This is a genomic window from Collinsella aerofaciens, from assembly GCF_039062315.1.
Classification (GTDB): Bacteria; Actinomycetota; Coriobacteriia; order Coriobacteriales; family Coriobacteriaceae; genus Collinsella; species Collinsella aerofaciens_BG.
The window spans coordinates 43,905-54,874 of the sequence record NZ_JBCJBG010000014.1 but is presented as its reverse complement, the minus strand read 5'-3'; the positions used below and the strand labels follow the sequence as shown (position 1 = coordinate 54,874).

The 10,970-nt window shown below is 60.7% G+C and carries 10 protein-coding genes; 3 read left to right on the top strand and 7 right to left on the bottom strand.

The features are described from left to right. Positions 1-113 precede the first annotated feature (113 nt). Positions 114-971 (bottom strand): class II fructose-bisphosphate aldolase, encoded by an 858-nt coding sequence (locus ABCP74_RS07615; protein WP_022095149.1) that lies wholly within the window; start codon positions 969-971, stop codon positions 114-116. Positions 972-1,306: 335 nt separating this feature from the next. Between ABCP74_RS07615 and ABCP74_RS07610 the strand changes: the two genes are divergently transcribed. Next, positions 1,307-2,110 carry a DeoR/GlpR family DNA-binding transcription regulator gene (locus tag ABCP74_RS07610; RefSeq protein ID WP_343001396.1) on the top strand — a complete coding sequence of 268 codons (804 nt, stop codon included), beginning with the start codon at positions 1,307-1,309 and terminating at the stop codon, positions 2,108-2,110. Between the two features lie 141 nt (positions 2,111-2,251). Here the strand turns inward: ABCP74_RS07610 and tnpA are convergent, their stop codons facing one another. The 3 genes from tnpA to ABCP74_RS07595 all read right to left on the bottom strand — a co-directional run bounded on the left by tnpA (position 2,252) and on the right by ABCP74_RS07595 (position 5,195). Beyond that, positions 2,252-2,710: an IS200/IS605 family transposase gene (gene tnpA / locus ABCP74_RS07605; protein ID WP_055287554.1), complete on the bottom strand. Its 459-nt coding sequence runs from the start codon at positions 2,708-2,710 to the stop codon at positions 2,252-2,254. Between the two features lie 208 nt (positions 2,711-2,918). Next, positions 2,919-4,079: an FprA family A-type flavoprotein gene (locus ABCP74_RS07600; RefSeq protein WP_343001397.1), complete on the bottom strand. Its 1,161-nt coding sequence runs from the start codon at positions 4,077-4,079 to the stop codon at positions 2,919-2,921. A gap of 129 nt (positions 4,080-4,208) precedes the next feature. Continuing rightward, complete coding sequence (locus ABCP74_RS07595) at positions 4,209-5,195, bottom strand: LacI family DNA-binding transcriptional regulator (RefSeq protein ID WP_343001432.1); 987 nt, start codon at positions 5,193-5,195, stop codon at positions 4,209-4,211. A gap of 383 nt (positions 5,196-5,578) precedes the next feature. Here ABCP74_RS07595 and ABCP74_RS07590 point away from each other — a divergent pair, with 383 nt between their 5' ends. Then, on the top strand, positions 5,579-6,784 hold the full coding sequence (locus tag ABCP74_RS07590; RefSeq protein ID WP_343001398.1) for a galactokinase: 1,206 nt from the start codon (positions 5,579-5,581) through the stop codon (positions 6,782-6,784). After that, positions 6,775-8,403 (top strand): UDP-glucose--hexose-1-phosphate uridylyltransferase, encoded by a 1,629-nt coding sequence (locus ABCP74_RS07585; protein WP_343001399.1) that lies wholly within the window; start codon positions 6,775-6,777, stop codon positions 8,401-8,403. The genes ABCP74_RS07590 and ABCP74_RS07585 overlap by 10 nt, the downstream gene beginning before the upstream one ends. Before the next feature lie 406 nt (positions 8,404-8,809). Here ABCP74_RS07585 and ABCP74_RS07580 read toward each other — a convergent pair whose 3' ends face one another. From ABCP74_RS07580 to lacA, 3 genes are all read right to left on the bottom strand, one after another. Beyond that, a complete protein-coding gene (locus ABCP74_RS07580; protein WP_195361267.1) occupies positions 8,810-9,745 on the bottom strand; it encodes a hexose kinase in 936 nt (311 codons plus the stop codon). 200 nt (positions 9,746-9,945) lie between these two features. Then, positions 9,946-10,470 (bottom strand): galactose-6-phosphate isomerase subunit LacB, encoded by a 525-nt coding sequence (gene lacB / locus ABCP74_RS07575; RefSeq protein ID WP_006234831.1) that lies wholly within the window; start codon positions 10,468-10,470, stop codon positions 9,946-9,948. Between the two features lie 63 nt (positions 10,471-10,533). Continuing rightward, a complete protein-coding gene (gene lacA, locus ABCP74_RS07570; RefSeq protein ID WP_006234830.1) occupies positions 10,534-10,962 on the bottom strand; it encodes a galactose-6-phosphate isomerase subunit LacA in 429 nt (142 codons plus the stop codon). Positions 10,963-10,970: the final 8 nt, after the last annotated feature.

Genomic DNA, 10,970 nt, shown 5'->3' with positions numbered 1-10,970 from the left:
TGCCAACGCTTCGTAGAAGCGAGGCAACGGGGGCCTTCATGCGCGAGGACGTTTTGGAAACTAAGTACGGGGACCCGCCCAAGCCGTCCGGTGGGATCAGAGTACCCTTGCTGTTACTCTGCTTTGCCCACGGAGTTGAGGTTGGTCATGCGGATCTTAACCAGCTCGGTGATCTCACGCATACCCTCCTTGGCCGGCTTCTTGGGATCGAAGCAGGCAGGGTTCTCGGCCATGTAGGCCATGAAGCCCTTGGTGTAGGCCTGACGCAGCTCGGTGGCGTAGTTAACCTTGCAGATGCCGTTCTTCACAGCCTCGGCAACCTGCTCATCGGGCACACCGGAGGTGCCGTGCAGAACCAGCGGCACGTCGACGGCGTCGCGGATAGCCTTGACCACGGACTGCTCGATGTGCGGATCGCTCGTGTACACACCGTGGCTGGTGCCAACGCCAATTGCGAGGGAGGTGCAGCCGGTACGCTCGACGAACTCCTTGGCCTCGGCAGGATCGGTGTAGGGGCTCTCGCCCTCAACCGCGGGACCGTCGTCCTCCTTGCCGCCAACCTTGCCGAGCTCGGCCTCGACGGGCACGCCCATGGCGCGGCCAGCGTCGGCAACGGACTTGGTCAGGGCGATGTTGTCCTCGAAGGACTCGTGCGAACCGTCGATCATGACAGAGGTGTAGCCCGTGCGGAAAGCCTGCATGCAGCGGTCATAGCCATCGCCGTGATCGAGGTGCAGAGCGACGGGCACGGAAGCGCGCTCGGCGGCAGCCTTGACCATGCCGTAGAAGTAGTCCAGACCAGCGGTCTTGATGGTGCCCGGGGTGGTCTGCATGATGACGGGGGACTTGGTCTCCTCGGCAGCGGCCAGAACGGCCATAACAAACTCGAGGTTCTCGACGTTGAACGCGCCAACGGCGTAGTGGCCGGCCTGAGCGTCCTTGAGCATCTTTTCGGTGGTAACAAGTGCCATGAGCGTTTGCTCCTCTCCCTCGCCCGCATCTGGACATCGGGCGTACGTGTCCGCAAGGCGTTTTACCTTGCGTTTTGCTGCGCTCATTGTATGAAATTCAGCGGCTTTGCACGTGCGAGATATTGTCATCGCGCGAGGTTCAACCTTCATTTTTGAAAAGCAAACGGAAGAGATCGAACCCGAGCGCGCGTGTTCGATATTGAGTTTTGCGCCTTGATCGTCTTTCTTTTATAGAAAAGATAAGTATTCGAAAGGCGTTTTCTTACTTAAAAAGAAAATGAACGAAAATAGAGTCAACACAATTCCTGCAAATTTCAGACGATGATGGAGCGGATATGGCCCATGCAACAACCCGAGCTTTCGCCGATGAGCGTCGTTCCGCCATCATGGAGATGCTCGAGCATAACGCCTCGGTGCAGGTGGCAGAAATCGCCCAGACCTTTGGCGTGTCCTCCGTTACCGCCCGTGCCGACCTAGACGCGCTCGCCGAGTCCGGCAAGCTGCGTCGCACGCATGGCGGCGCCGTGTCGCTCCAGAAGCGGTTGACCGTATCCACCCAGGATCGCCGCATCAACGTCAATGTCGCCGCCAAGCAGGCCATCGCGCAAAGCGCCATCGAGCTCGTCAATGACGGCGACACGCTGCTCGTAGACTCGGGCACCACCGCTCTCGAATTTGTCCGGCTCCTCGACCAGCGCGATGGCATCACCGTCATCACGGCGGACATTACCATTGCCGATTATATCGACGAGAGCATGCCCTCGGTCGATGTCGTCATGCTGGGCGGGGCGCTGCGCAAAGGCCATCGTTATCTGTACGGACCGCTCACTATGCAGGCGCTTCAAACGGTCCACGCCGACCTTGCCGTCATGTGCCCCGGCGCTTTTGTTCCCGGCTGCGGCTTTACGACCGACTTTCCGCAGATGGCCGAGACCAAAACAGCCATGATCTCCGCCGCCCGTCAAAGCGTCGCCCTCATGGACAACAGCAAGGTTAACGGACGAGGCATGTACCGCTTTGCCGAACTGACCGATGTCAACACCATCGTGATGGACCGCGACCCCGATCATGCCGTCGCCACATCAATCGCCGAGACCACCGGCAGCGCGCGTCCGGCCCTCATCATCGCCACCAGCTAAAATCAAAACCACCCTTAAAAAGGGTGGTTTGCTCTTAGGGTATAACCCACGGGCCCCGGGCTCGCGTCTAAAGGCGCGGGCCCGGACTTCGTCCAGGCCTAGTGCATCTTGACCCGTGGCGCGCCGGTCGAACCGGCGGGATCACCCCCTCTTGAAGGGGTCCTCGTACTCCTTCACGCTCAGCTTGTCCAGCGCGATGTCGTGGGACTCCTGCTCCCTGATGTACTTGGCGATCGTCGCCTCGTTCAGGCCGACGGTGGACACGTAGTAGCCCTCCGCCCAGAACTTCCTGTTGCCGAACTTGTACTTGAGGTTGGCGTGCCTGTCGAATATCATCAGCGAGCTCTTCCCCTTCAGGTAGCCCATGACGCTCGCGACGCTGTACTTCGGCGGGATCGCCAGCAGCACGTGCACGTGGTCGGGCATCAGGTGCCCCTCGATTATCTCGATCCCCTTGTACTCGCACAGCTTCCTGAGGATCTCCCCTATGTCGCTCCTGATTTGGTTGTAGATCACTTTGCGCCTATACTTCGGCGTGAACACGATGTGGTACTTGCACATCCACTTCGTGTGGGAAAGGCTGTAGGCCTTCTGGGCCATGGCGACCACCCCTTCGACTCGAATTCTTGACGGCCTGAACAATCGTCAATATCGGTCGGAGGGGTGGCTTTGTAAAGCCGTTTGTCTCCACCCGCGTAGCGGGTGGTTTAAAGCTGGCCGCTGCGCGGCCAGCAGACTAAAGTCTTGAAATAAAAACCACCACAAAGATGCCTTTGTGGTGGTTTTGCTCGTTAAAAGCGAAATATCGCTACTTGGAAAGCTCGTCGGCGAGAACCTCGATCTGAGCGCGCGAGGCGTCGTTGAGCGAACCCAGCACGGTCACCTTGTTCTGCGCCAGGGTGATGTCCTTCATGCCCTCGAGCTCCTTGGTCATAACCTTGGCAGCGGTGGGCGCCCAGGAGCCAGCCTCAACGAGCGCTACCGTACGGTTCTGATAGGCGTGTTCGGCAAGCGTGTGGATAAAGGTGCTCATGAACGGGAAGATCTCGCCCTGATAGGTGATGGAGGCGAGCACCAGACGGTCATAGCGGAACGCATCCTCAACGGCCTCGGCCATATCATCGCGAGCCAGGTCAAAGACGGAGACCTTCTGGCCGCGGGCCTCGAGAGCAGATGCGAGCTCCTCAACGGCAGCCTTCAGATGGCCGTACACGCTCGCATAGGCAATCGTGATGCCCTCGTCCTCGGGCTGATAGCTCGACCAGGTGTTATAGGTGTCGAGGTAATAGCCCAGGTTCTCGGTCAGTACGGGGCCGTGGAGCGGACAGATGATCTGGATATCCAGATCGGCGGCCTTCTTGAGCACGGTCTGAACGAATTTGCCGAACTTACCGACGATGCCAAAGTAGTAGCGGCGCGCTTCGCAAGCCCAGCCTTCCGGGTCCTCGATGTCGTTGGCGCCGAACTTGCCAAAGCCGTCGGCACTAAAGAGCACCTTGTCGGTGGACTCGTAGGAGAAGATCACCTCGGGCCAGTGCACGTTGGGGGCGCCGACAAACGTTAGGCTGTGGCCACCCAGGTCGAGCACGTCGCCCTCTTTGACGACCATCTTGCGATCGGGGTAGTCGGTGCCAAAGTAGTTGACCATCATGCGGAAGGCGCCCATGCTGGCCACAATCTGTGCCTGGGGATAGCGCTCCATAAAGGCGGCGATACCGGCGGAGTGATCGGGCTCCATGTGATGGACGACCAGGTAGTCGGGCGTACGGCCGTCGAGCGCGGCCTCGAGGTTGCCGAGCCATTCGTCGACAAAGCCAGCGTCAACCGAATCGGCGACAGCGATTTTATCGCCCAAGATAACATAGCTGTTGTATGCCATGCCGTTCTCGGACACGTCGTACTGGCCCTCGAACAGGTCAATGTCGTGATCGTCGACACCGATGTAGCGGATATCCTTGGTGATCTCCATCAGGCAAAGCCTCCTAGATAGACAAAAGAACCCGTCTATCATAGCACTCGCCTTCATAGCCACGGCTATCTGTCAGCATCCTTATCGATTGTTATTGAGGCGGAATATACCTCCGTTTACCTGCAAAAACTATGTGCGCGGTATCGCCGTGCTATGTCGAATAATGAGCTGGCCGGGAATACGAATGGCAACGGTTTTGCCCGCCGTACCCGCCTCGGGAACCGCATGCTCAAACACCTCGCGCCCACGTTGATGCAAGTCGAATCGAACGGTCGTAAGCTCGTTATGCGCGACAAAATCATCGAGCGAATCGTCGACACCCACCACGCTCACGTCCTCGGGCACGCGCAGACCGCTATCGCGCAGCGCGGCAATCGCGCCATTTGCCATCTGGTCGTTTGCCGCGTAAATCGCCGTCATGGTGCGGTCGTGCTCGGCCAGATATCTGCCGGCCTCGTAGCCGCTGTTGGCAGACCAGTCGCCCTCGAGCGGCTCTGCCGGCTCGATGTGTTTACGCTCGAGCGCATCCTGCCAGCCAGCGCGGCGAAATTGCTCGTCGACCGAGAACGACGGGCCGCCAATATAGCGAATCTGCTCGTGCCCCAGCTCAAACAGGTGATCCATAAGCAAGAGCGAGCAGCCGTAATGATCGGAGTCGACCGTGGTCACCCGCGGGTGCGCGTACATGGTAACGATGACCGTGCCAATGCCCGGCAGTGGATCAAACGTCTCAAAATCGGGCGCCATGCGGCTCATGCCGATGATGATGCCGTCCACCGGCAATGCGGCCATACGACGCGTGGCCTCGGCAAGCGAAAACTCCTCGGTCTTGGACATCTCGACCAACGTGATGGCGCAATTATGCTCGCGAGCAGCGCTGGCGATGCCGTCGATCATTGAGAGGTTGCCAAACTTGGTGACATCGTTGACGCACAGGCCGACCGAATGGTAGCGACCGTCGCGCAGCGAGCGACCGGCATAACTCGGACGAAAGCCGAGCTCTTGCATAGCGGCCTGCACGCGCTGGCGCGTCTGCTCGTTAACGTTGGGCAAGCCGTTGGCGACGCGCGAAACCGTCTGCTGCGAAACGCCGGCAGCGCGGGCGACGTCGGCCATGGAGACCGGACGCGAACTGGTATCGTTGGACGGGCGCCTTGCCACAGGATCACCTTCACCCTTGCGAGATTTGAATAGCGTGAATGCCGGCCCGGGCAGAAATACATCCCGCGCCAAGGCCCGCTATCGTCGGACGCATGTTAACGTACTCTACTTTTTCTATCTGCATCTCTTCTGCTTTATAAGTCCATACGGCAGTACCGTTCACGGCTGAATTTCTACCGATTACCAGATTCTCAAAAAGTGACAAGCGTTGTGTTATGAGTACGTTAACATAGCCCGTAGCGTGCGGTATCGTGAATACTTGGTTCACGCCGCTTCAAGTTGTTAACGTACTCATAACGACGCAAAACCCACCCGGGCGCGCCAAGGAAAGGACTCCCATGACCACCCCCGACGAAAAGACATTCGCCACGCTCACCAAGCTGTTCGAGGAGGAGTTTGGCCCCATCGGCGACCGCCAGGTGCTCTACGTGCACGCGCCCGGCCGTTCCGAGATCAGCGGCAACCACACCGACCACGAGGGTGGCCACGTTATCGCCGGCTCGCTCGATGTCGCCGTCGACGGCATCGCCGTGGCAACCGATTCCAACAAGGTTCGCGTAGCCGACGAGGGCTATCCCACGTTTGAAATCGCGCTCGACACGCTAGACGTTCAGGAGTCCGAGAAGGGCACGTCCGCAAGCCTCGTCCGCGGCATGGCCCACGAAATCGCTGCTCTGGGCGTTGAGCCCCACGGCTTCGACTTTGCCTTTACCTGCTCCGTCCCCTCGGGCGGCGGTCTTTCCAGCTCTGCCGCCGTCGAGGCCGCGTACGGTCGCGCCATGGAAACCCTCTGGGGCGCACCCGCCATTGAGCCCGTCGCGCTCGCGCAGATGAGCCAGCGCACCGAGAACAACTATTACGGCAAGCCCTGCGGTCTGATGGACCAGGCCGCCGTGTGCCTGGGCGGCCTTGCCTACATGGACTTTGAGGACCAGGCTCAGCCTAAAACCCAGAAGCTCGAGCTCAACTTTGAGGATCACGGCTATGCGCTCGTGCTCGTTAAGGTCGGTGCCGACCACGTGGCCGCCACCGACGACTACGCCGCCGTTCCGCGCGAGATGCAGGACGTTGCCGCCGAGTTTGGCAAGGCACGCCTGTGCGAGGTCGACGTTGCCGATTTTGACGCCAGGCTCCCCGAGCTGCGCGCCAAACTGGGCGACCGTGCCTGCCTGCGCGCCGTTCACTACTGGTACGAGAACGGCCTGGTCGACAAGCGCTGGGCAGCTCTGAACGCCGGCGACATCGACCAGTTCCTGGTCCTGACGCGCGAGTCCGGCGCCAGCTCTGCCATGTACCTGCAGAATGTTGTTGCCAAGCTGGGTTCCGAGCAGCCTTCCATGTATGCCCTGGCGCTGGCCGAGCACGTGCTCGACGGCCGCGGCGCCGTCCGTATCCACGGTGGCGGCTTTGGTGGCACCATCCAGGCCTTCGTGCCGCTCGACCTGGTCGACACCTTCATTGCCAAGATGAACGGCTGGCTGGGCGAGGGCTCTGCCCGTCACTACGCCATCTCTGACAAGGGGGCTTACGCGGCATGGCTGTAATGACTGACGTGCGCGAGGCCGCACAGAACCTGATCGAGTACGCCATCCACCGATCGATGATCGGCCAGGACGACCGCATCTGGGCATACAACACCATTTTGGAGTGCATCGGCGCTACGGGGCCCGCGCTCGATATGGCCTGGGCGCTCCAGGTTGAGAAACTCTCGCTCTTGCACCCCGATACCTTGCCCGACTTTGACCTTGAAGGCACGCTTGCCGCGCTTTCCGAGACCGCCGTTGCCAACGGCGCCGCCGAGGACACGGCGTCGGGCCGCGACCGCATCGCCATGCGCATCATGGGCGCGCTCATGCCGAGGCCTTCGGTTGTAAACGAGGAATTCAACGGCCGCATGGGCGTCAACGAGCCCCGCGCCGCGACCGACTGGTTCTACGGCCTGTGCTGTGACGCCGGTTACGTGCGCCGCGCCGCCATCGCGCGCAACATTAAATGGAGCACTTCCACCAACTGGGGTGACCTGGAGATCACCATCAACCTGTCCAAGCCCGAGAAGGACCCGCGCGATATCGCCGCGGCAGGTGCAGCCATGAACACGGGCGAGAAGTATCCCGCCTGCCAGCTGTGCATCGAAAACGAGGGCTATCCTGGACGCTCCGCCGCAGCCGACGGCGGCGCCCATCCCGCTCGACAGAACCTGCGCATTATCCCCATTCAGCTCAACGGCGAGCGCTGGGGCTTCCAGTACAGCCCGTACGCGTACTTTAATGAGCACTGCATTGCCATGAGCTCCGAGCATCGTCCGATGCACGTCGACCGCAAGGGTCTGACCTGCCTGCTCGACTTTGTCGACCTGTTCCCGCACTACTTTATTGGCTCCAACGCCGACCTGCCTATCGTGGGCGGCTCGATCTTGTCGCACGACCACTTCCAGGGCGGTGCGCACGAGTTCCCCATGATGCATGCCGCCGAGGTCTCGCAGTTTAGCGTGCCCGGATTTGACCAGGTCACCGGCACTGTGCTGCAATGGCCGCTCTCGGTGCTGCGTCTGCGCTCGCATGACCGCGCTCAGCTGCTCGACGCTGCTGAGAAGATTATCCTCGCCTGGCGCGAGTGGACCGATGAGTCGGTGGGCGTTATCGCACACACGGCCGACGGCGTGGCCCACAACACCGTGACGCCCGTCATCCGCCGCGTCGATTCCCGCGGCAATGCCGGCGGCGAGATTTACGAGGCCTACCTGGCGCTTCGCTGCAATATCACGACCGACGAGCATCCGCTGGGCGTTTTCCATCCGCATGCCGAGTACCACCACATTAAGAAGGAGAACATCGGCCTGATCGAGGTCATGGGCCTGGCCATTCTGCCGCCGCGCCTGGTTCCCGAGCTTGGCGCTGTCCGTGAGCATCTGCTGGCAGCCAAGGTCGATGCCAGCTACGACCTTGCCGGTGCGCTCGAGGGCGATGATCTTTGCCGCAGCCACGCCGCATGGGCTGAGGACGTCTTTGCCCGCCGCGCCGACGAGCTTACGGCCGACAACGCCATCGATATCCTGCACGAGGAGGTCGGCGTGGTGTTTGGCCACGTGCTCGACAACGCCGGCGTCTTTAAGTGGGACGAAGCAGGACGCGCCGCCCAACAGCGCTTTATCGACTCGCTGTAGAGCACGGGCCCGAACGTTCAACAGCAGCCCACACGACATAGCCACCTACACGACAACGGTGCCCGCCGGCAATATCGCCGACGGGCACCGTTTTTTGAGTGTAGTCATCGGGGACGTTCTTAAACGACTAGTCATTAAAGAACGTCCCCAATGACTACCCCAAGGAATGTCCCAGACTGCCGGCAGAAAAGGAACGTCCCTAACTGCCGCATCCGGAGCAAGGCAACGCCGCAGGTAGAGGACGGACAGCGAGCGGGTCGCATTTGAGACAAGGTGACGTGAAACGAAAGGGCGCTGACCTTCTGGTCGCGCCCTTGAAGTTGAACGTCAGATTATCCAAATGCGGCCCGCGCAGCGTCGGCAGGTTACGGCGTTTGGTAAAACGCCGTAACTCGACGCCGTAACCCTAAAGCTCCGTTACTTCAACGTTGTTGTAGATCTCGTCCCAGCGGTCCATGACCAGGTGGCCGGTCTTGGGATCCATGGCGTTGAGCTTGCCGCAGGTATTGGCGGTCTTGAGCACCGTGACGTCGTCGGCGCCAGCAGCAATGGCATGTGCAAAGCCGGCGATGGTCGAGTCGCCGGAACCCGTTGCGTTCACAGCCGCAATCGCGGGCGTCTTGGCGCGGAACGCGCGACCCTCATGGAAGCCCACCGAACCGGCAGCGCCCATCGAAACGACAACCCAGGGGATACCGGCAAAACGGTCATCGGCGGCAAGCGCCTCGCGCAGGGCATCGACATCATCGGTCGTAAAGGACGTGCCCAGTAGGCCGTTAATCTCGGTCAGGTTGGGCTTTACGAGCTCAGGCTTAGCGTCGGACTCCAGCGCGGCCTCCAGCGATGCACCCGAAGTGTCGAGCAGCACCTTGGCGCCCGCCTCCTCGGCGATCTTGACGAGCTCGGCATAGTAGCCGGCATCGACGCCACGCGGCAGCGAGCCCGAAAGCGTCACAACGTCCGCCTTCGCTGCAAGCTCGGCAAACTTGGCCGTAAAGGCCTCGAGCTCGGCCGGAGCGATCTGCGGGCCGCTCTCCAGCAGCTCGGTCTGATTACCCTCGTGCAGAATATTCAGGCAAATGCGCGTCTCACCGGCGATGGGCACAAAGTCGTTCTTGACGCCGTCGGCATCCATAAGCTCGGCCATATAGGCACCCATGTGTCCGCCGAGCAGACCGGTCGCGAGCACATCGTCGCCCAACTGCAGCAGCACACGGCTCACGTTGAGGCCCTTGCCGCCAGCGGTCTTTTCGGGCGTCACACGGTTCACGTCGTCGATGATCAACTTGTCGAGCTGATAGCGCGTATCAATCGACGGGTTCATGGTAACGGTCAGAATCATGTTGAACTCCTGTTTAGAAAACCGGCCCGCGCCCCCTCACAGAAACGCGAGCCGTCAATTGAAAAGCTGCAGAATGCCGGGTACCGCCAAGAGCGAAGCACTCAAGCCAAGCAAGCAAACGTGTTATCGGAGCAGCTAGCCCGCCAGATGGCTTCGCAGCGTCGACCCGTTACGCGGTTTGGTAAAACCGCGTAACCTCCTTAGTCGTGATACTCGCCGCGGTCCCACTTCTCCAGGAACTCGTCAAAGAAGTGCGGGTCAGCCTGAGCCTCGGCGTCGGCCTTGTTGCAGGCATCGATCTTGGCGATCAGGGCATCGTGCTCGGGAGTCTTCTCGTAGGGCTCCTCCAGGAAGGCAAGCATGATATCGGCCATCAGGAACTCGCCGGTGATCTTGCCGCCAAAGCCCACGATGTTGGCGTTGAGCTCGCGACGGGCATACAGGGCAGAGGTCATGTCGCGGACCAGGGCGCAGCGGGCGCCGGGAACCTTGTTGACGGCGTTGGTGATGCCGATGCCGGTGCCGCACAGGGCCACGCCAAAGTCGGCCTTGCCGCTGGCAACAGCCTCGCCCACGGCCTTACCGTAGATGGGATAGTGCGTACGGGTGTGGCTGTAGGTGCCGCAGTCGAGCACCTTGTAGCCAGCCTGCTCCAGGCGGTCGGCCAGATAGATCTTCTCGTCCGTAACGATATGGTCGCAACCGATTGCGATGGTCTTCTTCATCAGAACGTCCTTTCGTCTGAATTCACAAGTTGAGGTAGAAGTTCGAGTTCTCGGTGGCTCTCGTTAGGCCATCTTGTTGAGCATGTCGACACGGATCTGGTGACGGCCGCCGGCGTACTGGGCGCGCAGGAACTCGCGGGCGATCTTCTTGGCGACCTCGGTGCCCACAACGCCCGGGCCCATGGTGACCATGCGCGAGCCGTTGTGCTCGCGGGTCATGTAGGCGGAACGCTCGTCGGAAATGTTGGCGACGACCATGCCCTTGATCTTGACGGCGGCCATATAGGAGCCGACGCCGTACTTATCGAATGCGAAGCCCTGGGAATCCTTGTGCTCCAGCAGGTCCTTGGCAACGGCGGTCGCGGAATCGACAAAGTCCGCGGCAGGGGTCTCGGAATAGTCGACGACCTCGTGACCGTCAGCGATGAGCATCTCCTTGATGGACTCCTTCATCGACATACCGTCGGCATCGGAAGCGATTACAACCCTCATGACATCCT

What these genes read in the sequence shown, in the direction of transcription:
- ABCP74_RS07600 (WP_343001397.1), bottom strand. Translation starts at nt 4,079, where the DNA reads ATGGAGATCACCAAGGATATCCGCTACATCGGTGTCGACGATCACGAC.
- ABCP74_RS07610 (WP_343001396.1), top strand. Translation starts at nt 1,307, where the DNA reads ATGGCCCATGCAACAACCCGAGCTTTCGCCGATGAGCGTCGTTCCGCC.
- ABCP74_RS07590 (WP_343001398.1), top strand. Translation starts at nt 5,579, where the DNA reads ATGACCACCCCCGACGAAAAGACATTCGCCACGCTCACCAAGCTGTTC.
- ABCP74_RS07580 (WP_195361267.1), bottom strand. Translation starts at nt 9,745, where the DNA reads ATGATTCTGACCGTTACCATGAACCCGTCGATTGATACGCGCTATCAG.
- tnpA (WP_055287554.1), bottom strand. Translation starts at nt 2,710, where the DNA reads ATGGCCCAGAAGGCCTACAGCCTTTCCCACACGAAGTGGATGTGCAAG.
- lacA (WP_006234830.1), bottom strand. Translation starts at nt 10,962, where the DNA reads ATGAGGGTTGTAATCGCTTCCGATGCCGACGGTATGTCGATGAAGGAG.
- lacB (WP_006234831.1), bottom strand. Translation starts at nt 10,470, where the DNA reads ATGAAGAAGACCATCGCAATCGGTTGCGACCATATCGTTACGGACGAG.
- ABCP74_RS07615 (WP_022095149.1), bottom strand. Translation starts at nt 971, where the DNA reads ATGGCACTTGTTACCACCGAAAAGATGCTCAAGGACGCTCAGGCCGGC.
- ABCP74_RS07595 (WP_343001432.1), bottom strand. Translation starts at nt 5,195, where the DNA reads ATGGCCGACGTCGCCCGCGCTGCCGGCGTTTCGCAGCAGACGGTTTCG.
- ABCP74_RS07585 (WP_343001399.1), top strand. Translation starts at nt 6,775, where the DNA reads ATGGCTGTAATGACTGACGTGCGCGAGGCCGCACAGAACCTGATCGAG.